This is a genomic window from Moraxella nasovis (genome assembly GCF_022701215.1).
GTDB classification, from domain to species: Bacteria; Pseudomonadota; Gammaproteobacteria; order Pseudomonadales; family Moraxellaceae; genus Moraxella; species Moraxella nasovis.
Genome location: NZ_CP089976.1, coordinates 126,315 through 150,619 on the forward strand (window position 1 = coordinate 126,315; position 24,305 = coordinate 150,619).

Below are 24,305 nucleotides of genomic sequence, written 5' to 3' on the forward strand. Positions count from 1 at the left end.
AAACTTCCATAACCCCGCCTTCTCGCAAAATGAGCAAGGCAAAAGTTTATCAGTTTTTCCTAAAATTATCCCAAACGATCGATGAGCCTGTTACTGAGCTAAATTATTCATCTACCTTTGAGCTGCTCATCGCCGTCATGCTCTCTGCCCAAGCCACCGACAAAAGCGTCAATATCGCCACCGACAAGTTGTTTAAAGTGGCAAACACCCCACAAGCAATCTTAAACTTGGGCGAAGATGGTCTAAAAAGCTACATCAACAGCATCGGACTGTACAACTCAAAAGCCAAAAATGTCATCAAAACTTGTGCCGATCTCATCAATGAACACCAAGGCGAAGTGCCAAACACCAGAGCTGAACTTGAAGCCTTAGCAGGTGTCGGACGTAAAACTGCCAACGTGGTCTTAAATACCGCCTTTGGCGAGCCTGTGATGGCAGTAGATACGCATATTTTTAGAGTTGGCAACCGCACAGGGCTTGCCACAGGTAAGACCGTGCGAGCCGTAGAAGATAAGCTTATGACTGTAATACCGTCACAGTTTTTGGTAGATGCCCATCACTATCTAATACTGCATGGGCGTTATACCTGCACCGCACGCCACCCTAAATGCAATGAATGCCCCGTGTTTGATGAGTGTAATTTTAAGGATAAGAAAAAGTGGGCAGAGATTTAATAACGATTAAAAAAAATAACTTCATAAAGTTTGAAAACAATTAAATTAAGTATAACTTTACTCAAGGAGTTATAGCATGGCTTTTCTTTAAGTTTAAAAAATATATAAATAAATCAAATACAAGCGGTAGATATATACTTAAAAAGAAAAACACAAATTGGCAAAATATTAACCCAAAACTTTTAAAAAAATCGGACAGCACCGCCATCCGATTTTTTTATGTTATGGTTTGATATGATTTTTAAATCAAAAAAATCCCATTGCTTTTGGAGAGTAGCTTACAAGCAAGTTTTTGGTCTGCTGGTAGTGAGATAGCATCATTTTATGAGTTTCACGTCCGATACCTGATTTTTTGTAACCACCAAAGGCAGCGTGAGCAGGATAGATGTGATAGCAGTTTGTCCACACACGTCCCGCTTGGATTGCTCGCCCTGCGCGATAAGCGGTTGTGCCATCACGAGTCCACACGCCTGCACCAAGTCCATACATGGTATCGTTGGCAATTTTCATCGCCTCATCAAAGTCTTTAAACGTGGTAACCGTCAGCACAGGACCAAAAATCTCATCACGGAACACCTGCATATCGTTTGTGCCTTTAAAGACAGTAGGCTCGATATAAAAACCGCCGTCTGGATTTTCCTTACGTTCGCCACCACCTGTCAAAAGCTCCGCACCCTCTTTTTGACCGATGTCAATGTATTTTAGGATTTTTTGTTGCTGCTCGTCAGACGCTTGAGCCCCTATCATGGTGTCAGTATCTAACGGATGTCCTGTTTTTATGTTTTTTACTCTCTCAATGGCTTTTTTGATAAACTCATCAGCGATGGACTCATGAACTAGTGCACGAGATGGGCAAGTACACACCTCGCCTTGGTTTAAAGCAAACATGGCAAAACCTTCTAAGGCTTTATCCAAAAATTCATCATCTTTATCCATCACGTCTGCAAAGAATACATTAGGCGATTTACCACCAAGCTCGAGCGTAACAGGAATGATGTTTTGGGTGGCATATTCCATGATTTTTTGCCCAACTTCGGTTGAACCTGTAAACGCCACTTTGGCAATGCGTGGACTGGTTGCAAGCGGCTTACCCACTTCCACACCGCCACCATTGACGATGTTTAGCACGCCTTTTGGTAGTAAATCTTCAATCAATTCTACTAAAAACATGATACTTACAGGCGTTTGTTCAGCAGGTTTTAGCACAATGCAGTTACCCGCTGCCAATGCAGGAGCGATTTTCCATGCTGCCATTAAAATCGGGAAATTCCAAGGGATAATCTGCCCCACCACGCCAATCGGTTCATAAAAATGGTATGCCACAGTATCGTGGTCAATATCGCTGATACCCCCTTCTTGGGCTCGAAGACATCCAGCAAAATAGCGAAAATGATCAATCGCCAAAGGAATGTCGGCAGCAAGCGTCTCACGCACAGGCTTGCCATTTTCCCATGTTTCGGCAATAGCAAGTACTTCTAAATTTTCTTCTAGGCGGTCAGCAATCTTAAGCAGTAGATTAGAACGCTCTTGTACTGATGTCTTACCCCACGTATCAAACGCCTTATGAGCTGCATCTAAAGCAAGCTCTACATCTTTATGGTTAGAATTTGCAACCTTAGCAAACGCTTTACCATCAACTGGTGAGATATCATCAAAATACTGACCATCAACAGGGGCGACCCACTGCCCACCGATAAAATTGTCGTATTTTTCCTTAAAAGTAACTTTTGATCCTTTAGTATTTGGGTTGGCATAACGCATAACAATTTCCTTGTGTTAGTGAATTTATCCGCCCAGCTTCATGTCAAGCGGATACGTTTACCATAACTGAAATAACGCCAAAAAGCAAACTATTTTTCATACTTTGACAAGCATATTTTGTTTATTTAAAATTGTAATTTATTGATTAACTAAATTTGTTAAATAAAAGTTTTATAATCTACCGCATTTGACGTGTAGCATTTTATTTTGATATAGTTTTATCGCCATACATACTTTCATACATGGTGTTTTAGTTTAATATAATAATACTTCATGTTTCGTCTTGCTTGATTTTAGGCTATAATGGTCTGCATTTTGATTAAGGTTTTATTGATATGAAAAGCAACCATCCGTTTTGGCAAATTATCCACACCATTCCTAATTTTCCCAAAGAAGGGATTGATTTTTATGACATCACCCCGCTTTTATACAATCACGTCAGTGAGCTTATCGATGCACTGCTTGCAGAACTTTCACCAAGCTTATTAGAACAAATTGATTGCTTTGCAGTAACTGAAGCTCGTGGCTTTGTGATTGGAAGTCTGCTATCAGGACGCACAGGAAAACCGCTTATGCTGATTCGCAAAAAAGGCAAACTGCCACCCCCTGTTTTTAGCGAAAGCTATGGGCTTGAATATGGTGAAGACACGCTAGAGATTAAGGCAGATTTGCCTATCTCTAACGTATTACTGGTTGATGATGTGCTTGCTACAGGTGGCACGCTAAAGGCAAGTAAAATTCTATGTCAAAAGGCAGGACATACCGTTTTAGGTGCTTTGGTGCTATTAGATCTTACCAAGTTGCATGGGGATATTGGCATGCCATCTTATCATGTCATGAGTGCCTAAAAAAAATAAACCCCAATGAGCTGGGGTTTATTTTATGGGTAAAAACATCTTAAATCGCGTAGCCTAACGCATAAAATGCCACAAGCACCACAGCAATCACAACTGTGCCGATATTAAGCTTGTTAAATTCACCACAAATGACTCGCCCAAGCACCAAAGAGCCAAACCCTAGCATAATACCAGTTACGATATTTGCTGTCAGAACAATAAACACCGCACAGACAAGCCCACTCATCGCACCAATAAAGTCATCAAAGTCAAGCTTAGAGACATTACTTAGCATTAATAAACCCACATACATCAAAGCAGGAGCCGTCGCATAAGATGGCACAAGAAAAGCAAGTGGCTGAAGTACAAGCATAAATAAAAACAGCACGCCCACGACGACGGCAGTCAGACCTGTCTTACCACCCACCGCAGTTCCTGCAGCTGACTCAATGTAAACGGCTGCAGGAGCAGTTCCTAGCACTCCTGAGAATATGCTTGACATAGAGTCAGCTGTCAATGCCTTACCACCGCCTATGATTTGCCCATCTTTATCCAGCAAATTTGCCTGTCCTGCTACGGCACGAATTGTGCCTGTCGCATCAAAGATAGCTGTCATTACCAGTGCAAACACCGCAGGTAAAATCGCTGTATTTAACGCACCCATCACATCCATCGCACCAAAAAGCGACTGACTGCCAAAACTTGGTAGCTTAAATACCGCACCATCAAAGCGAACGTTTGGATCAAATATTAAGCCGATTACTGTAATAGCGATAATCACCCATAAAATACCACCTTTAATGCGGCGACGCTCAAGACCAATGATAGCTGCCAAACCAACAAGCGACATAATGACTGCAAACGAAGTAAACTCACCCATCTTTACAGGTAAGCCTGCGTCATTTGAGACAACCAAACCTACACCATTAGCAGCGATCAGTAATAAAAATAGCCCAATCCCAATGCCTGCCCCATGTGCAATAGAGCTTGGTAAATTACGCAAAATCCAAGCACGAATGCCTGTTACTGAGATTAGCGTAAAGACCACCCCCATTAAAAATATTGCCCCCAATGCCACAGGAATACTGATGCCTTGACCAATCACCAGACTGTACGCTGTAAATGCTGTCAGACTAATGGCACAGCCAATAGCCATTGGAACATTTGCCCAAAGCCCAATTAAGATAGAGCCAAGCCCTGCCACAAGACAAGTTGCAATAAATACCGACTCAGCAGGAAAGCCTGCATCGCCTAGCATACTTGGTACGACGATTACCGAATATACCATTGCTAAGAATGTCGTAAGTCCTGCTACGACTTCTTGACGGATAGACGACCCGCGAGATTGTACTTGAAAATAAGAAGATAAAGACATAAAATCACACACCTTAAATACAAAAAGACGATCGCAAGACCGTCTTGGTAGATGATAAGCCAGACGATCTGCCAAGCTTGCCATAAAATGGCGGTATTTTACCAAAATTTAGCGTTTTTTGATACATATTTGTAACACCATTTTGTAACAACTGACACATTTGGTAATCATCAAAGCAATCTTTATGGTTTTATGATATAGTCAGCTTATCTTATCCACTAAATGACACAACACAACCAAAGATTATAGTTATGAATAATACACACGAAACCATCTTTTTACCCACCTTTACTAGCACCATCGTCTCTGGTAATGCCAAAGACGGATTTCAAACCGTATCAAAAAGCCTAGCAGATTATGTCGCACAATCTGACAAGGGGTTAATTTTATACTTTTACCCAAAAGATAACACCGCAGGGTGCAGCACTCAAGCTACTGATTTTAGCACACACTTACAAGCCTTATCTGACTTAGGTTATACGGTGCTTGGCGTCTCAAGGGACGGTATTGGCTCACACGAAAACTTCATCACCAAAAAAGAGTTGAGTATTCCCCTAATTAGCGATACTGACGAGATGCTTTGCCAGCATTTTGACGTTATTAAAGAAAAAATGATGTACGGTAAGACGCACTTAGGCATTGTTCGTTCTACTTTTGTTTTTGATAAAACTGGCAACATGACACACAGCTTTAGAAATGTCAAAGCCAAAGAACATGTCGCCCACTTAATGACAGCTCTAACAAAAGCATAATTAGTGCTTTACGATAGCCATGAAAGTCTTACATCTATCTTCTTCGCTAAAGCATGATGAATCCGAGCGTGGCATCTACCCTATTACGCACGCTTTAATGAAAGCAGGTCATGAATCCATCGTGATTGGGGCTGCCGACCCAAGCGATGAATTGGTGTTGCGTTTTTTACGAGATGGCACACAGTATTATCAGTTAGCCATGCCAAAAAAGTCATGGCTATCTTTACGTCATGTCTTTAAGCTTAGACAAATCATCGCCCACCAAAAGCCTGACATCGTTCACGTTCACTCTCGCACGCCTGCTTGGGTATTGCATTGGGCATTACGCGCCATGCCGACTGAAGACAGACCGAAAATTGTGGCAATGTTTTATGGGTTTTATCCTTTAAATTCATACACAAAGGTTTTATTTGATGCCGATGTCATTATCACTGCATCACACAGCATTGATACCCACCTTAAAACAAAACTGGCAGCTAAAAAGCAAGAGCTTGGCGTGGATCGATGTGATTTTGATATTGTGGAGGTAAGGCGTGGCGTAGATGTGCGAAAATACCCCTACCGCCATCACTCATCTGTTCATTGGCTGCATTCTGTTTTTGCTCAGCATCCAGAGCTTGAGCATAAAAAATGGCTTATTTTCCCAACACCAATCGGTCACGAATACGGTCATGAATGGTTGATTGACGTTTTAGGCAACTTACAAGATGATTATGATAACATTCACGCCATTATCATGGATGACGACTTTACCAATCTTAGCAGTCAAGATGTCAGCCATGAAGAATTCGTCCAACGCCTAAATGCACTTAACCTTCGCCATCGAGTGACATTCATCGGTCGTAGACCCACCGACACCAAAGAGTGGCTCGCTTCTGCCAATGTCGTCTTATGCCTTGCCAATCGTCCAGAGAGTATTGGCATGACCGCCTTACAAGCCATTCATCTTGGAACACCTGTCATTGGTTGGGCGACAGGAGCAAGTGGCGATATTTTGACTAACCTTTACCCCCAAGGACTCATTAAACAAAAAAAAGCGATCGACTTATGTAAATCTGTGCGATATCATCTCACCAACCCCCTTCGTCCTGCTATGACGCACGAATATGTTGTAGAGCAGATGATTGCTGAGACTTTGGCAGTATATCAGTCGCTTATGCCAAATTGTAAGCTCGTCTATAAAGATAAGCACGACCATTTGGTATGTATAAAAGCAGAAAACGACTGATATTCATCATACTTATGCCATCATAGTGCCGCACTTAGGCGGTTTTTTTATCGTCAAAACTGTGTTAAAATCCAACAGAAAAACAAACCTATCTAATTTGTTTTTCATTGCTTTTACCCTCTTATTTTTGGAAAACCAATGAAAAATTCCTCTTTCATCCACCGATTTTTTAAATTATCACAAAATCACACAAACCCAAAGACAGAAATTATCGCAGGTATTACCACCTTTTTTACGATGGTTTATATCGTCTTTGTCAATCCATCCATCTTAGGTGTCACTGGCATGGATACGCAAGTCGTCTTTGTGACTACTTGCTTAATTGCAGCCTTTGGTACGATAGCCATGGGGCTGTTTAGCAACCTGCCCATTGCTCTAGCCCCCGCCATGGGATTGAACGCCTTTTTTGCGTTCGTGGTGGTTTCTAAACTTGGCTATTCATGGCAAGTGGGTATGGGGACTATATTTTGGGGGTCAGTTGGATTGTTTTTACTGACCATTTTTCAGGTTCGGTATTGGCTGATGACCAGTGTTCCGCTGTCGCTGCGTGTCGGCATAGGAGCTGGCATTGGGCTATTTATCGCACTGATTGGACTAAAAAATATGGGGCTTGTGGTGGCAAACGAAGCCACGCTTGTTACTGTTGGCAATTTACATTCACCCACATTATTAATGGGCGTGCTTGGGTTTTTTATTATTGTCGTGATGGCGGCGATGGGACGACATTCAGGAGCTTTAGTTTCAATCATCATCGTTACCGCACTGGCATTAATGTTTGATGATAGTGTACAGCTTAGCGGACAAATTTTATCCATGCCGCCAAGTTTAAGCCCTGTTGTTGGTCAAGTGGATATTGCTGGAGCGTTTGATACTGCCTTGCTTGGTATTATCTTTTCATTCATGTTAGTAAACTTATTTGACTCATCTGGCACGCTCATCGCTGTTACCGATAAGGCAGGCATTAGCGACGAACAAGGGCGATTTCCCAAGATGAAGCAGGCTTTGCTTGTAGATAGCACAAGTGCCATGGCAGGTTCATTTATGGGGACATCTGCCATCAGTACATATATTGAAAGTGGTGCTGGCGTGTCTGTTGGCGGTCGTACAGGTCTAACCGCTGTCGTGGTTGGTGTGTTATTTTTATGCACCATTTTTTTATCGCCATTGGCTGCCATCGTGCCAGCTTATGCCACCGCAGGTTCACTTGTATTTGTAGGCATTTTAATGACTTCAAGCCTTGTTAAAGTTGCTTGGGACGATCTAACCGAAGCAGTACCCGCTTTCATCACCGCCGCTATGATGCCTTTTACCTATTCTATCACCGAAGGTATTGCTTTTGGTTTTATCAGCTACTGCATTATGAAAGCTGCCACAGGTCGCCTAAAAGAGCTAAACGCCCCTGTTATCATTGTTGCCTTGCTGTTTTTGGTTAAATTTGCTTGGATTGGGTAATTAGCTTACCAAATATAAACCCTGCAACTAGCAGGGTTTATTAATCAGTTATTAAGATAACAGTTAGCCTGACAAATCTTACAACCAGCCATCTTTTTATACGTATCAAAGCAAGTTAATTGTAGCCATGCGATGAATTTGTCATAAAAAGTCATTTGCTATTTTCTTGGTGTTTTCTTGGTGTTATTTCTTATCATGCTGATGGGCGATTTGACTAATCTGTACCGCCTGCAAAAGACCCAATTCTTTAAATTCTTGACGCAATTTTTTGACCGCTTGCGTTTGGTCTTTGGTGTCTGCCAATATTTCAAGATAACGGCTGACATATTTGGTTTTATCCATTGCTTGCCATAAATTTTTTTAATTGCCGTCTTATGGCAAAATTTTGCCACGTCATCACAATGACAACGCCTAACACCACATATTCATATTTCATATTACTTATCCTTTAAAAATATCAAAACCCAACCAAAACCATCTAAAACTGATACTTATCAAAGCGTATCGCATCATTACTTATGCTTTGTGCTGGTGTTTGATTTGCCAAATAAGGGGCTAGTATTGGACGTTTGACAATCACTTTGCCGTTATCTGTTAATTGGTTTTGGGCAATGTGCAAAAATCGCATTTCATCATCAAGGCTTGGCGGATTTGCCAATTCATGCAAAACCTGCATATTTTTGCCCACTTTGGCGGTATAGCTGTCGCTTGGGAACATGGGGTCAAGATAAATCACATCGGCTTTTGGTAAATGTATCATAAAATCTTGATTTAAAAAATTAGCGTGATGAATCGTAATTCGGCTTAATAATTTTTGCCAATTTGGGTTGTCATTCATCATCTGTTTTTCAAACAATAACAACAACGCAATCAATGGATTTTGTTCAATCAACACAACCTTTGCCCCAGTACTTGCCAAAATCAAACTGTCATGCCCAAAGCCTGCCGTGCCATCTATGACATTCATGCCATCGGTCAATTTGCACGCCTGCAAAATCAGCTCCGACTTTCGCCCTGCGGTAACGATACGTTTGGTAAGAGATTGCCAGTTTAGATGTGATTTGATTAAATTGCCATTATCTAGTTTTATCAAGGTTGGTGTATTTTTAACGATTGCAACGATGGTCGTATTTGGATTGTCATTGATAGTTGTCATGATAAATTTATCGGATAATTTGCTTAATGCGACAAATGATAAATCCAATGACGAATCATGGCTGTTTTTGATCAGGTTTAATTTATCAAAGATGGTTTTGTCGTGATGTGTGCCGATGACTGCAATGTTCATGTTTAAGCTTCATTTTAAGTTTTAATTTTAGCCTTGAAATTGATAACCAAACCCAAAATACGCAAGCAACACAAGCACGCCTGTGATGATACGTAGCCAAGCAAAAATCATAAAATCATGACGAGACACCCAAGCCACCATCAACCGAATGCACAAAAGTGCCACCACAAAAGACACCAGCGTCCCTACGCCCAAAACCGCCCAATCTTGGGTGCTTTGTAGGCTGTCTTTTTTGTCTATGAGTTCAAGCAACCCTGCCCCCACGATGACAGGAATGCCCAAAAAGAACGAAAACTCAGTGGCAGCACGGCGAGACGCACCCACCCACAACGCCCCAATGATGGTCGCCCCAGAACGGCTTGTGCCGGGGATTAGGGCAAGGCATTGAGCCAGTCCGATTTTTAGGGCGGTTTTGATGTCTATTTGTTCAGCTTCATGTGCGGTGATGGGGCTTGGGTGCTTTTCAACATAGATGATGAGCATTGCCCCGACAATGAGCATGGTCGCCACCACCAGTGGGTGAAACAACACACCTGTGATGTAGTCTTTGGCGGTAAAGCCGACAATCATGACAGGCAATGTGGCGATGATGAGTGAGACCCCAAGCCTGCGTGGATTGGCAAGACCTTCTGCCTTGCCTATGATTAGCCCCATCAAGGCGTGCCGCAGCCTACCCCAATAATCATAAATCACCGCCAAAATCGCCCCAAGCTGAATGAAGACAATGAATAAATCTTGCTTATCTTTATCCCAAAAATCTAAGATATCCGCCGATAAAATCAGATAGCCTGTGCTAGAAATCGGTAAAAACTCAGCAATGCCTTCTACAACGCCCATGATGATGGCTTTTAGAAATAAGATGATGTCCATGATAAGCTCTTTTTTATGTTATTTTAGTAATTGCAATAATAGGTAATGATGTCGTCTAAGCCGTCTTGATGTTCATTCAGGATAATTTTAGATACAAGCATATTCGTAAATTGTTCAATATCGTCTTCGCTTTGAAATTTGTTCAAAAATTCTGTATCATTCTCCAAATTATCAAAATAATACAAAATATCTTCACGAATGGTATCACCATAAGAACCATTCTTAAATTTTAAACATTCAAAAAATATGGCTTGTTTTTTACTAAAAGCTAACATATTTCACGCTCTAAATGATATTCTTTAATAGGTTTGGATTGAAGAATCACTTCTTTAAAAGCCAGATTATTGACAGGATTATCAATCGTCAAAAATAGTGGGATATCATCTAAATTCATCACTAGGGTTAAAATATAATCATGCTTATATTCGCACGCTTTGATGTATTCATTTTCGGTTAATCGGATTTTACCTTTATTTTGGCGAACACCTTTAATTTCTGCTAAATAATTATTGGTATTGGTGCTAATTTGAAAATCATAACCATCACCAAATAGCCTTGCATCTTCTAAAATGCCATTACCAAAAATCTCTATTGTACGGTAGTTATTGATAAAATATAGTTCAGCTTCCAACCCAGTCTCTTGCATTTTTTTAAATTTAGATTGGGTAATTGGTTCTATTTTGTCTGCAATTAACAAATCACTTACTGCATAATTATTTTTTAAAATAAGTTTTACAATATTAGCATAATTGACCACATTTTCATGACCAAATAAACTATCAATCAAAATTTTGCGGTGTTCATAAACTTCCTTTTTCTGCCACCAACCTTGCCTGCCATTATCAAAATAAGGGTCAAATAAATCTTGGCGATTTTTAACTACGCTTTTGGTCTGCACAATGCCTAAATCTACAAAATATTGATAAAATTGCTCTTTGCTTTTACAGTTAAATTGTTTGATAAATTCATGATTAAATTTTGCTAAGCCGTAGCCTAGCAAATTTAACAATTCATAATGTTCGTGTTTATTGGCATTATTCATATATAATTTAGCTTATTTTCCAAAATATCCAAAATTACTTTAAAGGTATTGCCTTTATCATGACTAACAAGATTTTTGACATTTTCCAAAAACACTACTTTTGGGCGGTGTTTTTCTATGATTTTTTCAATATCAAAAAACAGTGTGCCACGACTATCGGAAAAACCTTTTTGGTAGCCTGCAATAGAAAAGGCTTGGCAAGGAAACCCTGCACATAATATATCAAAATTTTGTGGAATTTTAGACTTAACTTCATCAAGTGTAATATCGCCAAACGGTACAATACCATGATTAGCAAAATACGTTTTTTGAGCATTACTATCTATCTCGCTAGCAAAAACACATTCGCCACCAAGCTCTTTTAAGGCAAAGTGAAAACCACCCACACCTGCAAACAAATCAATAAAAGTAAAATTTTTCATCATCTTTTCTTCAAATAATTTTTTGATACCATATATAATAGTTGCTTAAAATTGAAATTTGGCATTTTCATTTCTCAGAGTTTGTTGAATTTGTTTGATAATAGCAACCAAAACATTGACCGCCACGCTATTGCCAAATTGTTGGTAGGCTTGCGATTGACTAGAAACAATTTTAAAATCATCACCAAAGCCCAAAATTCTAGCGCACTCGCGCGTAGATAATTTGCGTACAGTATCGCCTACTTTATAAAGTCCTGTTTTTGAGCCAACACCGCCACCATAAGCTGATAGCGTAATGGCGTGTCCTAAGGGGTGATAAATGCGTTCACCTTGTCCGCCTTTGCCAACTCTGCCGATTTGAATGGGTTTATTTGGCAAGATTTCTAAGCCAAACATATCAGATTGACCATCAATGGATCTGGTAAAAACAATGTCATCACGGTGGACAATTTTAGCAATAGGATTATTTTCCAAAAAGTCTTGCAAACTTACCTGTTTATCGCTTGGTTTTGGAAAGGTAAACTCTTTGATATTTAAACCTTTATGAAAGCACACAAAATAAATCCGCTCACGATTTTGTGGTAATTCAAAATCAGACGCATTTAAAATTTGATAATAAACATGATAATTAAGCTCATCTAAAATACTTAATACCGTTTTTAGCGTATTACCTTGATCATGCTGTGGAATGTCGTTCTCGTGAATGTCTGTGATATCGCCAAATGGTTCAATATGAAAATTCGCCTGATAAGTCTTTTGGGCGTGTTTATCCCATTCGGACGCAAAGACGCATTCTGCACCAAACTTGGACAATGCCAAATGAAAACCACCCACGCCTGCAAACAAATCAATAAAAGTAAAATTTTTCATCATATTTTAAATTTGCTACTTCTTGCCCTGCTCCGCTAGCGTCTTCCACGCATTGTTGCGTAGATACACAGGCAAGGCGTTTTCGGCAGTTACCGCCCTGCCGTCCAAAAACAGCGGATAGGCAAGGCGTGCGATATGACTTGCATTTGGGCGTATGTTTAGCTTTTTGGCATCAGCTTGAATCAAATCCACGCCATCACCTACCACCACATCACTTGCCACAACGCCATCATAATCTAATAAATACTCATCTTGGGCAATGATTTTGCCATCTTGGATAATAAAATCGCCTGCATAAACTTGGTTTTGGCGTGCGTCCATGACAGCGGTGATGGTCGTGCCATTTGGCAAATTTTCGCCATCATGTGCCATCAGTGCCAATGCCAAAAGACTAGATATGCCAATGCAAGGGGCATCATTGGCGACCGATAACGCCTGCACAAGGGCGGTATTGATACGAATACCGCTAAACGCCCCTGGCCCACGATTAAACGCCCACGCTCCCACGTCCGACACCGTTAGCCCCACACTTTGTAAGGCTTTGTCCAGCATCGGTAAAATAATCTCAGTCTGCCCACGCCCCCCTGCTACGGTCTTAGTGTACAGAATGTCGCCCTCTTGCAAAATGGCAATAGAGCATTGTTCAAAAATCGTATCAAAAGCGATGATGGTCGCTTTGTTTTTTGGGGTATTTGGCATGGCTGTTATCGCCCAATGGTTAAAGGTAGTTGAATGGTTAAAGGTAGTTGAAAATGGTCAAACATGGTCAAACAACGAAAAACACCCAAACCCAGTTGGGTGTTTTGTCGGTTTTGGGTCGTTTTGGTTGCCTTCATGATTAAAAGCGTTTTTTAAAATTAGGAAATTGCCCCTCCATCTCCTGCATCTGCTTTTGCATCTCTTCCATGCTTGGCATATTGTTCGGATCAAGCCCCAAATCTGTCATGGATTTTCGCAGTTGGGTGGTGTCCATATTTGGCTGAGCCTGAGCCTGACCGCCAAACAAAGGACCGCCAGACATACCTTTGGTTAGCCCTTGTACCGCTTTCATCATTTTGCCAATGCCATCAGGACGGCTGATCATTTTCATCATTTTTGCCATTTGCTTGTGCTGTTTTAGCAGGCGGTTCACGTCTTGGATTTGCTTGCCAGAACCAGCAGCGATACGGCGTTTACGGCTTGGGGTGATTTTGTCAGGATTTTGACGCTCAAACGGTGTCATAGAGTGAATGAGTGCCTCCATCTCTTTGACCTTCTCCTCAGGTTTCGCCTCTTCCATCGCCTTTTGAATATCAGCACCACCCATACCCGGCATTTTATCCAAAAAGCCTGCCATACCGCCTAGACTTTTCATTTGCTCAAATTGATTGAGCAAATCATCTAAGTCAAACTCACCGCCTTTTTGTAGTTTTTTTGCCATGCGTTCGGCTTGTTCACGGTCAATTTTACTCTCCACCTCCTCAACCAATGACAGCACATCGCCCATACCCAATATACGCTGAGCGATACGTTCTGGGTGAAACAGTTCAAGTGCATCTAGCTTCTCGCCACGACCCAAAAACTTAATCGGCTTACCAGTGATCGCTTTTACAGACAATGCAGCACCGCCACGAGCATCGCCATCGGTTTTGGTGAGAATCACACCTGTCAGTGGCAACGCATCATTAAACGCCTTGGCGGTATTGGCAGCGTCTTGACCTGTCATACTATCTACAACAAACAAAATCTCAGCAGGATTGACCGCTGCTGCCAAGCCTTGAATCTCATCCATCATCTCATGGTCAACGTGCAATCGCCCTGCTGTATCAATGATCAAAATGTCTTGAAACTGCACCTTAGCCTGCTCTATGGCATGACGAGCAATGTCTATGGGTTTTTCGTTGCTATGCGATGGTACAAAACTTGCACCCACCTGAGAAGCGACCTGCTCCAACTGCTTGATGGCTGCTGGACGATAAACGTCCGCCGAGACCAACATGACTTTTTTCTTTTGTTTTTCGTGTAGGTATTTGGCAAGTTTGCCTGCGGTTGTTGTTTTGCCAGCACCTTGTAGACCTGCAAGCAGATAAACCATCGGCGGTTTGCCTGTCATCTGCAAGCCTTGATTGGCAGAACCCATCATCTCAGACAGCTCGTCATAGACGATTTTAACAAAGGCTTGACCCGGCTGTAATTCCTTTAACACATTTTGACCAAGGGCTTTTTCTTTGACTTTCGCAACAAACTCTCGGGCGACAGGCAAGGCAACGTCCGCTTCTAACAATGCCATACGCACTTCACGCAAGGTATCTTTGATGTTATCTTCATTCAAAGTCCCTGAGCCTGCAATATTTCGCAAACTACCAGACAATCGTTCGGTTAAAGTATCAAACATAATTATTCCAAAGTTAAATCATTTCAAAGTTAAATTTAAAATCAAACAGCAAGACTGCTACAAATCCCCCCTATTTTATGATAAATTATGCAATTATGCCAATTTTAATTAAAAGTATGGGGAAAAATACGTCATTTGTGGCGTTTTTATCCAAATTTAGGGGTTGTTGTGCTAATTATTTATTTATTGACCGCATTGATTTACGCCATCACAGGTCTGACCTTATACCAAAAACTCATCAAACAGCAACCCATCAATAAAACCGCTGTTATTTTGGTGTTATTGCTTGGGGCAGGATTGCACGGTCTTTTATTGTATCCACAAGTCATTACCTTGTATGGGCTAAATTTCAACATCTTTAATAGCATCAGTCTGATTAGCCTGTTTTTTTTGGTGTTTTTTGTGTTATTTAGCCTATATCGTCCAATTTTAAGTCTGGGCATACTCGCTACACCCACCGCCTTGATTGGGCTGAGCATGGGGTATTTTGGGCGTGCCAGTTATGAACCTTTAACCCACCTAAGCCCCTTATTACAAATACACATATTGCTTTCTTTTTCTGCGTACTGCGTGCTACTGATGGCAACCGTGCAAGCTGTCATTTTACGCCTACAAATCCGAGAGCTTAAACACAAGACCATACACAGATTTTGGGTAAGCAAATTACCAAGCCTACAAAGCATGGAAAGCCTACTGTTTGACATGATATTGGTGGGTTTTGTGATTTTGAGCATTGCACTTGGGCTTGGCGTGGTTGCCACTTATAATATCATGGCACAGCACATCGCACATAAGCTATTTTTTAGTCTGCTGTCATGGCTTGTTTTTGGTATTTTTATTGTGGGTCATTATCGTCAAGGCTGGCGTGGAAAACGTGCGGCAAATTTTACCATCTATGGATTTATCCTGCTTGCCATTGGGTTTGTCGGTTCAAAAGCAGTACTTACCTTGCTGACATAAGTTTTGTTATTAGCGTTTTTATTTCATCGCTTGGGCACACCTTTATGTCTTTTGTAGGTCTTTGTTTTATATCTATCCGACATCAATCCATCAAATCAAAAAGCCCAACTCAGGGCTTTTTTGAATGATACTAGGTGCTTATCAAATATAAGTTAGTCATCGTATTTAACTTGGCTTTTTAATATCGCACCGTTTGACGCATCTATCAAAATTTGATAAGGATAATCGCCGATGATGTCCACTTCGTATTTCGCCCCTGTGATTTCATGGTCCAAACTGATTTCACGCACCACACCCTTGCCTAGATTTTGGGCGATTGTCAATGCGTCTGCCAAACTTAGCTTGACATTTGGCAATACGTTTAGGTCATATTCTTTTTGGATAGATAGTACTTCGCCTGTGCGAGCATCAATCCAAACTTGATATTCGTGCGTGGTGCTAATGGTCTCAATGGTATAAACCATCGCAGAAGCCGTAGCACTGTGTGCAATCAGCCCTTGTACTTCTAAATTCACCGCCCTACCGCCTGTCTTGGTCTCGGCGATGGCGACTGCCTTAGCAATGTCAAATAAGCCTTGCTTGCTTTGGATATTGGCATATTGACCCACAGGCTGAGTATTGATGTTGGCATTTGTGCTTAGGGCAGACTTAGTGGCAGGGGCGATGACCTGCTCACCATTACTACACCCTGCCAAAATCGCAAGCGTCACGGTAGCGATGGTTAAGGTTTTTAATTTCATGATTGGTCTCCAATATGGATTGGGTGAATTTGGTATGTTTAATTTACCTAATAGCTTGGGTTGTCTTAGATTTGGATTGTTAATGAAATGCTATCACCAAGTTTTCTATTTGGATTAAAGATTATCAAATAAAGTCAAGGTGCTAAACAATACTAACCATCTTACCACTTGTTTACTCAAGTGTCTATGACAACCTAAAATACTTAGGATAAAATAAGACAACAAAAGAGCAACTGTTTTAACCGCTGTTTTTAACTGCCAATTACCAACAATCGCCCAAACAGACAAAACCATCTGGTCGATTGATAGAATATTGACGTAAAATTTGCTGGTTGTTTATCCGATGAGATGTGCGTTTTTAGATACCAGCTTCTTTTTCGGCAGCTTCTACCGTTTGGCGAATGAGTGTATTGATGGTCATTGGACCTACGCCACCTGGTACTGGCGTGTACGCAGATGCAATATTTTCAATACCATCAAGCTCAATATCGCCACAGCCCCCTGTATCGCTTGGGTGAAATCCTGCATCAACAACGACAGCACCTGACTTAATCCAGTCTTTTTTGATGAGTTCTGGCACGCCCACCGCACCGATGACAATGTCTGCTTGGCGGATATGCTCTTCAAGATTTTGTGTGCGTGAATGGCAAATGGTAACGGTGCAATTGGCATTAAGTAGCATAGCTGCCATCGGCTTGCCCAAAATCGCACTACGCCCCACCACCACAGCGTGCTTGCCAGACAGATTGATGTCATAATGTGCCAACAGGTGCATGATGCCTTGGGGTGTACAAGAGCCATAAGCAGACTCACCCATCGCCATACGCCCATAGCCAAGACAGGTAACGCCGTCCACATCTTTGGCAAGGCGGATCTGATCAAAACAAGCACGCTCATCAATTTGTGCTGGCACAGGGTGTTGTAGTAAGATGCCATGAACATCAGGATTGGCGTTCAATTCATCAATCTTTGCCAATAGCTCCTTGGTGGTTGTCTCACTTGGCATCTCCACACGAATGCTGTCCATGCCGATTCGCTTGCAAGCATTGCCCTTCATACGCACATAAGTTGCACTGGCAGGGTCATCACCCACCAAAATGGTCGCCAAAATCGGCGTGCGTCCTGTTTTTTGTTTTAAGGTTGCCACTCGTGCCGACAGTTCATTTTCAATAGAACTTGCCAATGCTTTACCGTCTAATATCTGTGCCACACTTACCCCCTTTTGGTTTTGTCAATAAAATATAAAAAAGGCGTTAATTTTATCATACCATTAGAATTTTTGAAAATTTCACGCTATTACTGGTTGATTTATGGCGATTTTTTAACCTTACCGAACTGCCAGTTATACAGCTGTTGCAAATTCTGATCGCCTGCCACCAACTCGATTTTCATCTGCTGTGGTGTGAAGTCTTTTGGCATGATAAAACGCCCTTGAATCTTAGCAACCCCATCAATCTGATAGCTAGACGGCTCAAGCGGAATCTGCACCATGCTGGTTGAGTTTAACAAGGTAAGCTTAGGTATCATGCGTGCTGCTTGACCATTTACATCGACCATAGCCACATCAAAGCGGTACTCATACGCATCGCCTTCTAAAGGTTCAATGTGTGCCGATAAGATTTTAAGGGCAATGCCACCATGCTCAGCAGCAGATGATTTTAGGATGTCATTTAACTGTTGGAGCTGGGCATTTTTAGCTTGCAAAGCGTCATAATTTGCCTGAAGCTGGTATAAATTAGTCGATGTAATATCACGTTCTTGGGTGATTTGGCTAACTTGCAGACGAAGTTGATTATTATCTGCACGAAGCTTAGCAGCGTCTTCAGCACTCAGATGAGCACCATCTGTCTTCATCGCTGCTGTTACGTTATGAGCCCCTTGTCTAAAGCCTACTTTATAACCAATCACCGCAACGACAGCACATGAAAATAATAATGCCGCCAAAAACAGTGCTATGATTTGACCGATCGCACCTTGATAAATGATAGAGTTTTTTAGGTTCTTAGCTAACATAGAAATATTGAGTTACTGTAAAATGGCGACATTATAGCAAATACTGCTCTAGTATTAATGAAATTTTTACACTCAAACACAAAAATATTAAAAATCATTCAATTTAATGCGTTTTAATCGCAATGCATTTGCCAAAACCGAAATGGAGCTTAACGCCATCATCGCTGCTGCATATATCGGCGTAAGCACGCCGACTGCCGCAAAACCAATGCCGACAATGTTATAAATAAATGCAAAAAACAGGTTTTGTTTAATGTTTTTTAAAGTTAGCTTGGCAATTTTATAAGCATAATAAGCGTGTGCAATCGACTTACCCGCCAATATGGCATTTGCTGAATGCTTGGCGACATCTGTACCTTCGCCCATAGCGAAACTTACGCTTGCCATTTTCATCGCAGGCGTGTCATTCACCCCATCACCAATCATAGCCACACGATATTGCTGTTTAAGACTGGCAACTTTTTTAGCTTTATCGGTAGGTGATAGCCCCCCAAATACATGCATAATCCCAAGCTCACCTGCCACATCATCAGCCACGCTTTGTTTATCACCACTTAATATCGCCACCGATACTTGTTCGGCTTCAAGCTTTTTAATGACAGCTTTAGCGTGCTGATCAAGCTCATCTGTCATTGCAATCATTGCAATCAGTGTGTCATTTATCGCAACCATCACAATGCTTGCAGAATCCCAGAAGTTCTCTTGGGTTATCAAGCCTTCTAGCACCTGCTCAAAGTCTTTGGCATTGACAAACTTAGGTGAGCCGACCTTAACCACGCCTACGCCCATAATCTCACCTACCACGCCTTGACCAACAAGATTATTTGCGTGTGTTACGGTGTAAAGCTCAATGGCTTTATCTTTTGCTGCTTGCACAATGCTTGTCGCTAGCGGATGATTGGCGTGCTGCTCAAGACTTGCGGCAATACCAAGCACTTCATCACCCGTCTTACTTTTATCAAACAGATGAATACTACGAATGCTTGGCTTACCAAGCGTTAATGTTCCTGTCTTATCAAACGCCATCATATCAATGCTGCCAGCAAGTTCAAGACTAGGAGCGTCTTTAAATTGCACGCCGTGTGATGTTGCAACGCCCATACCCGCCATAATGGCAACTGGCGTCGCAAGCCCCAAAGCACAAGGGCAGGCAACGACAAGCACAGCAACCGCTCTCATGAGTGCAGCATCAAACTGCGACAGCCACAGATAATTCGCCACAAAAACAAGTAAGGCAATGACCACAACTGCTGGCACAAACACGCCTGCCACTTTATCAGCAAGGCGTGCAATATTTGCTTTAGAACCATAAGCTGCTTGTAATGCTGACATCACATCACCCAACGCCGTATCACGTCCCATTGCCGTCGCCTGATACTCAAAGCTGCCATCCATAATAACGCTGCCTGCAAGCACAGTATCGCCTTGCTGCTTAGTGATAGCACGGCTTTCGCCTGTTAAGTGAGCTTCATTGGTAATGCCAACGCCCTTTGTAATCGTGCCATCTACGGCAATTTTATCCCCCATACGACCCAGCAAAACATCGCCTATATTTAGCGTATCAATAGAACGCTCTTTCCAAGAATCGCCCACCTTTACCGACACAGTACTTGGTAATAACTCCATGAGCAGTGCCATACTGTCTAAGCTTTGTTTTTTGGTACGCATTTCAAGAAATTTACCCAAGCTGATGAACAAAATCACCATAACAGACGCTTCAAAGTACACATGATGCCCGTCAGCCCATTGCCAAACATATAGCGAATACAGCCAAATGACGCTTGTACCGAGTGCCACAAGCACATCCATATTAGCAAGACCGCCTTTAAGTGAATCGTAAGCCCCTTTATAAAAACGCCACCCAAAGCCAAATTGCACTATCGTTGCAAGAATAAACTGCACCCAAATCGGTGGCATGAGTGCATGCGAGCCTACCATCATGCCAAGCATACCCACCCAAAATGGCAACGATAAAACCGCTAATGCTAAAATCTCCCATGGTGCTTTTGTGGCGGTGCCTAACGTCTCATCAGTATGATTGTCATTTATTGGCTTGGCTTGATAACCAGCTTTTTTAATCCACTCACAGATCTGTTCATCGCTGACGCCATCAGCTTGTATGCTTGCAGTTTCGCTTGCAAAATTAACCAAAGCTTGGGTAACGCCTGCTTTTTTATTTAAGACTTTTTCAATGCGTGTGGCACAAGCAGCACAGCTCATGCCATCAATTTTAAAGCTTTGTTCGTGGGTTGCCATGTCGGTCGCCTTTTATTATAGGTTTATTTATAGATAAGCATAAAGCATAAAAAAACAAGCCAAACTTACCTTTTAAATTGGGTTTATTGTGATTAATAGCATATTATTAACAAATCATAATTTGTACGAATAAAAATTTGTATGAATGATAAGATGGATAAAAACTTTTATGCCTCCCAATATCCACCGCTGCCATAAATCACAAAAAAAAATGACCAATGTCTTACTAAGACTTATCGGTTATTTATCATTTGGCTTTGTGTATGGGATTATTATGCTTTTATAAATAGTACCAAGCCTAAACTACTTTTGCCTTATGGGCAGCTTGGCACAACATTAAGCCCCATTGATTCATCTAAGCCAAACATGATATTCATATTTTGAATCGCTTGACCTGCTGCACCTTTTACCAGATTATCTTGCACAACCAACACAGTCAATGTATCGGTATCATTATCTTGATGCACGCCAATTCTTAAGTAATTTGATGCTCGGCTCATGGCGGTTTTTGGAAGCAGTCCTTTTGGCAGTACATCAACAAAAATCTCATTTTTATAGACTTGCTCAAAAACGCCTTGCCAATCTACCGCTTTACCAAAATCGGTCAAGTGCAGATGAATGGTGCTAAACATTCCCCTTATCATAGGTACCAGATGTGGCACAAAGCGTATTTTTTGTTGAAATTTTGAGCCCAAAAGTTTATGAACGCCCTGCTCAATCTCTGGCAAATGGCGATGCCCTGCTACACCATAAGCACTAAAATTATCACCGCTTTCAGCAAAGTTTAGTTCAAGCTTGGCATTTCGCCCCGCACCAGAAATACCTGATTTGGCATCAATGATAATGTGCGACTCAATTAAGGGTTTATCTTGGGTATTTTGGGTGTCAATAACAGGCTTTAAGCCCAAAATTGCTGTGGTGGGATAACAGCCAGGATTGCCAATCACCATGGCTTGTTTTACCTGCTCTCGATTTACTTCAGGCAGACCATACACCGCTGATTTTAAAAGATTAGGGCAGTCATGTGGCATGCCATACCATTTCTCAAAAGCTGCCAAATCCTGCAAGCGAAAATCTGCTGCCAGGTCAATCACCTTGACACCATGCTCGGTTAATGCTACTGCATCTTTCATGGCGACCCCATGCGGTGTGGCAAAAAACACCACATCACACCGCTTTAGCTCATCAATGCAGGCGTCGCTAAACACGACATCTACAAGCCCACGCAAACTTGGAAAAATCTCACTAATATGACGCCCCGCTTGACTACGTGATGTTAAAAGCTCAATGTGTGCGTTTGGATGATTGACCAAAAGACGAATCAGCTCCACTCCTGTGTAGCCCGTACCACCGACAATAGCTACTTTGATTTTTGTCATGATAAATCCTAAAAACAAAAAATTATCAAAAATATAACAAATTTAACCAAAAACTGCCACGATTTTCATCAGCTTTCTTGGTAATTTACTAATAGATGGGGTTTTTTGGCTTTCATCTATCCATATTTCTAAAATTTTTGATGTTTTTTATGCTTAGCACTTGATAAAATCTCATTTTGCGTTATGCTATCGTGTTTAAACTTTTTATAAAATCTGTCATGTGTAATTCATCTTATCAAAACGATTCAAACTTAGACCTTCATACGACCGCTGACCACTATGCTAACATCATCAAAAGCTGTGGTGAAGACTTAGAGCGAGAAGGCTTACTTGATACGCCCATGCGTGCTGCTAAGGCATTTCAATATCTAACACGTGGCTATCATCAGACGCTAGACGTCGTAGCAAATGACGCCATCTTTCCATCGGATAATCCTGAACTGGTTTTGGTTCAAAATATTGAATTTTATTCACTGTGTGAGCACCATATTTTGCCATTTTATGGCGTTGCTCATGTTGGTTATTTGCCAAATGGCAAGGTGCTTGGACTTTCTAAGGTTGCACGCCTTGTGGATATGTACGCACGCCGCCTACAAATCCAAGAAAACCTTACCAAGCAAGTTGCCACCGCCATTCAAGAATTAACCGACTGTCATGGCGTAGCTGTCGTTATGGACGCTAGCCATATGTGTATGATGATGCGCGGCGTTAGCAAACAACAATCCACCACTCGCACCATGAGTATGCTAGGTCAGCTCTCAGAAGATGCCCAAGCTCGCAATGAATTTTTATCCGCCATTCCACGAAGACCACCTGCGTTTGGCTAATTTTTACTTTATCACTACCATTAATCCATCAAAAGGATCGCATTATGAGCAATAAAATGACTGTGGGTTTGGTCGGCTATCGTGGCATGGTCGGCTCAGTACTTATGAATCGCATGGTTGAAGAAGGGGATTTTAACCACATCACACCGATATTTTTCTCAACAAGCAACCCAAATGGTCAAGCACCCAACTTTGATGGTGTAGCTCCAAGCACCCTAAAGGACGCTCACGACTTAACCGAGCTTGCCAAGTGCGACGTAATTATCACCTGCCAAGGCGGTGATTACACCAAAGCCATTCATCAGCCCTTAAGAGATAGTGGCTGGAATGGTTATTGGATTGATGCGGCAAGTAGCTTACGCATGGATGATAATGCCATCATCATCTTAGATCCTGTAAATCGTGATGTGATTGATACTGCCCTAGCCAGTGGCAAAAAAGACTTTATTGGTGGTAACTGCACGGTCAGTCTAATGCTTATGGCGATTGGCGAACTGTTTCGCCGTGACTGGGTGGAATGGGTCTCAGCCATGACTTACCAAGCTGCCAGCGGTGCTGGTGCAAATAACATGAGAGAGCTTATCACAGGTATGGGCGTGCTGCACGATAGTGTTGCCGAAAAGCTTACTGACCCAGCTTCTGCCATTTTACAAATTGATCAAGCCATTGCTGATACACAGCGTAGCGATACTTTCCCCACCAAGCATTTTGGTGCAGTATTAGCAGGTAGTCTAATTCCTTATATTGACAGCCAGCTTGACAACGGTCAATCTCGTGAAGAGTGGAAAGGACAAGCTGAAACCAATAAAATCCTAGGCAAGAACGATAGCAATCTTATCAATATCGATGGTATCTGCGTGCGTATCGGTGCGATGCGTTGCCACAGCCAAGCCTTAACCATTAAATTAAAAAAAGACATACCGCTTCATGAGATTGAACAAGCACTCATTGACAGCAAAAACCCTTGGCTTGATGTCGTGCCAAATGATAAAGCTGACAGCATGGAACGCTTAACACCTGTTGCAGTGACCGGCACATTAGGTATTGCTGTCGGTCGCTTACGCAAAATGAACATGGGCAGCGAATACTTGACGGCGTTCACGGTGGGCGATCAGCTACTTTGGGGGGCTGCTGAACCACTTCGTCGTATGCTTGCCATCATTCAAGGACGTATCTAACCTAAGCC

General features: G+C 41.8%; 24 protein-coding genes. 8 read left to right on the top strand and 16 right to left on the bottom strand.

Annotated elements, in window-relative coordinates; translation table 11 throughout:
• Positions 1-29 precede the first annotated feature (29 nt).
• A complete protein-coding gene (gene nth / locus LU293_RS00675) occupies positions 30-674 on the top strand; it encodes an endonuclease III (RefSeq protein WP_242749787.1) in 645 nt (214 codons plus the stop codon).
• Positions 675-920: 246 nt separating this feature from the next.
• Here nth and exaC read toward each other — a convergent pair whose 3' ends face one another.
• On the bottom strand, positions 921-2,435 hold the full coding sequence (exaC, locus tag LU293_RS00680; protein ID WP_242747970.1) for an acetaldehyde dehydrogenase ExaC: 1,515 nt from the start codon (positions 2,433-2,435) through the stop codon (positions 921-923).
• Positions 2,436-2,770: 335 nt separating this feature from the next.
• Here exaC and LU293_RS00685 point away from each other — a divergent pair, with 335 nt between their 5' ends.
• A complete protein-coding gene (locus tag LU293_RS00685; protein ID WP_242747972.1) occupies positions 2,771-3,283 on the top strand; it encodes an adenine phosphoribosyltransferase in 513 nt (170 codons plus the stop codon).
• 49 nt (positions 3,284-3,332) lie between these two features.
• Here LU293_RS00685 and LU293_RS00690 read toward each other — a convergent pair whose 3' ends face one another.
• Positions 3,333-4,646, bottom strand: a complete 1,314-nt coding sequence (locus LU293_RS00690) for an NCS2 family permease (protein ID WP_242747974.1) — start codon at positions 4,644-4,646, stop codon at positions 3,333-3,335.
• A gap of 251 nt (positions 4,647-4,897) precedes the next feature.
• On the opposite strand from LU293_RS00690, the gene LU293_RS00695 reads away from it, so the two are divergent.
• From LU293_RS00695 to LU293_RS00705, 3 genes are all read left to right on the top strand, one after another.
• A complete protein-coding gene (locus tag LU293_RS00695) occupies positions 4,898-5,398 on the top strand; it encodes a peroxiredoxin (protein WP_242747976.1) in 501 nt (166 codons plus the stop codon).
• Between the two features lie 19 nt (positions 5,399-5,417).
• Entirely contained in the window at positions 5,418-6,626 is a 1,209-nt protein-coding gene (locus tag LU293_RS00700; protein ID WP_242747978.1) for a glycosyltransferase, read from the top strand.
• A gap of 138 nt (positions 6,627-6,764) precedes the next feature.
• Entirely contained in the window at positions 6,765-8,078 is a 1,314-nt protein-coding gene (locus LU293_RS00705; RefSeq protein WP_242747980.1) for an NCS2 family permease, read from the top strand.
• Between the two features lie 183 nt (positions 8,079-8,261).
• Here the strand turns inward: LU293_RS00705 and LU293_RS00710 are convergent, their stop codons facing one another.
• The 9 genes from LU293_RS00710 to ffh form a co-directional block, all read right to left on the bottom strand.
• A complete protein-coding gene (locus tag LU293_RS00710) occupies positions 8,262-8,420 on the bottom strand; it encodes a hypothetical protein (RefSeq protein ID WP_242747982.1) in 159 nt (52 codons plus the stop codon).
• A gap of 136 nt (positions 8,421-8,556) precedes the next feature.
• On the bottom strand, positions 8,557-9,366 hold the full coding sequence (locus LU293_RS00715) for a class I SAM-dependent methyltransferase (RefSeq protein WP_242747984.1): 810 nt from the start codon (positions 9,364-9,366) through the stop codon (positions 8,557-8,559).
• 27 nt (positions 9,367-9,393) lie between these two features.
• Positions 9,394-10,236, bottom strand: coding sequence for an undecaprenyl-diphosphate phosphatase (locus LU293_RS00720; protein WP_242747986.1), 843 nt, complete (start codon positions 10,234-10,236; stop codon positions 9,394-9,396).
• A gap of 23 nt (positions 10,237-10,259) precedes the next feature.
• Complete coding sequence (locus LU293_RS00725) at positions 10,260-10,511, bottom strand: hypothetical protein (RefSeq protein WP_242747988.1); 252 nt, start codon at positions 10,509-10,511, stop codon at positions 10,260-10,262.
• The gene (locus LU293_RS00730) at positions 10,505-11,278 is read right to left on the bottom strand and encodes a protein NO VEIN domain-containing protein (RefSeq protein WP_242747990.1); all 774 of its coding nucleotides are present in this window, start codon (positions 11,276-11,278) and stop codon (positions 10,505-10,507) included. Before LU293_RS00730 ends, LU293_RS00725 begins: the two co-directional genes overlap by 7 nt.
• Positions 11,275-11,700 (bottom strand): DNA (cytosine-5-)-methyltransferase, encoded by a 426-nt coding sequence (gene dcm / locus LU293_RS00735; protein WP_375540343.1) that lies wholly within the window; start codon positions 11,698-11,700, stop codon positions 11,275-11,277. The genes LU293_RS00730 and dcm overlap by 4 nt, the downstream gene beginning before the upstream one ends.
• 45 nt (positions 11,701-11,745) lie before the next feature.
• The gene (locus tag LU293_RS00740) at positions 11,746-12,573 is read right to left on the bottom strand and encodes a DNA cytosine methyltransferase (RefSeq protein ID WP_242747992.1); all 828 of its coding nucleotides are present in this window, start codon (positions 12,571-12,573) and stop codon (positions 11,746-11,748) included.
• Positions 12,574-12,585: 12 nt separating this feature from the next.
• Positions 12,586-13,269 carry a tRNA (adenosine(37)-N6)-threonylcarbamoyltransferase complex dimerization subunit type 1 TsaB gene (tsaB, locus tag LU293_RS00745; RefSeq protein ID WP_242747994.1) on the bottom strand — a complete coding sequence of 228 codons (684 nt, stop codon included), beginning with the start codon at positions 13,267-13,269 and terminating at the stop codon, positions 12,586-12,588.
• A gap of 139 nt (positions 13,270-13,408) precedes the next feature.
• On the bottom strand, positions 13,409-14,944 hold the full coding sequence (ffh, locus tag LU293_RS00750; protein ID WP_242747996.1) for a signal recognition particle protein: 1,536 nt from the start codon (positions 14,942-14,944) through the stop codon (positions 13,409-13,411).
• Positions 14,945-15,112: 168 nt separating this feature from the next.
• Here ffh and LU293_RS00755 point away from each other — a divergent pair, with 168 nt between their 5' ends.
• Positions 15,113-15,904, top strand: a complete 792-nt coding sequence (locus tag LU293_RS00755; RefSeq protein WP_242747998.1) for a cytochrome C assembly family protein — start codon at positions 15,113-15,115, stop codon at positions 15,902-15,904.
• A gap of 152 nt (positions 15,905-16,056) precedes the next feature.
• Here the strand turns inward: LU293_RS00755 and LU293_RS00760 are convergent, their stop codons facing one another.
• The 5 genes from LU293_RS00760 to argC all read right to left on the bottom strand — a co-directional run bounded on the left by LU293_RS00760 (position 16,057) and on the right by argC (position 22,292).
• Positions 16,057-16,644: a PepSY domain-containing protein gene (locus LU293_RS00760; protein WP_242748000.1), complete on the bottom strand. Its 588-nt coding sequence runs from the start codon at positions 16,642-16,644 to the stop codon at positions 16,057-16,059.
• Positions 16,645-17,002: 358 nt separating this feature from the next.
• Entirely contained in the window at positions 17,003-17,854 is an 852-nt protein-coding gene (gene folD, locus LU293_RS00765; RefSeq protein ID WP_242748002.1) for a bifunctional methylenetetrahydrofolate dehydrogenase/methenyltetrahydrofolate cyclohydrolase FolD, read from the bottom strand.
• A 98-nt stretch (positions 17,855-17,952) separates the two neighbouring features.
• The gene (locus LU293_RS00770) at positions 17,953-18,657 is read right to left on the bottom strand and encodes a hypothetical protein (RefSeq protein WP_242748004.1); all 705 of its coding nucleotides are present in this window, start codon (positions 18,655-18,657) and stop codon (positions 17,953-17,955) included.
• An 87-nt stretch (positions 18,658-18,744) separates the two neighbouring features.
• Entirely contained in the window at positions 18,745-20,913 is a 2,169-nt protein-coding gene (locus LU293_RS00775) for a heavy metal translocating P-type ATPase (protein WP_242748006.1), read from the bottom strand.
• Positions 20,914-21,227: 314 nt separating this feature from the next.
• Entirely contained in the window at positions 21,228-22,292 is a 1,065-nt protein-coding gene (argC, locus tag LU293_RS00780) for an N-acetyl-gamma-glutamyl-phosphate reductase (RefSeq protein ID WP_242748008.1), read from the bottom strand.
• Positions 22,293-22,510: 218 nt separating this feature from the next.
• On the opposite strand from argC, the gene folE reads away from it, so the two are divergent.
• Positions 22,511-23,119 carry a GTP cyclohydrolase I FolE gene (folE, locus tag LU293_RS00785; protein ID WP_242748010.1) on the top strand — a complete coding sequence of 203 codons (609 nt, stop codon included), beginning with the start codon at positions 22,511-22,513 and terminating at the stop codon, positions 23,117-23,119.
• Between the two features lie 56 nt (positions 23,120-23,175).
• Entirely contained in the window at positions 23,176-24,297 is a 1,122-nt protein-coding gene (gene asd, locus LU293_RS00790; RefSeq protein ID WP_242749789.1) for an aspartate-semialdehyde dehydrogenase, read from the top strand.
• Positions 24,298-24,305: the final 8 nt, after the last annotated feature.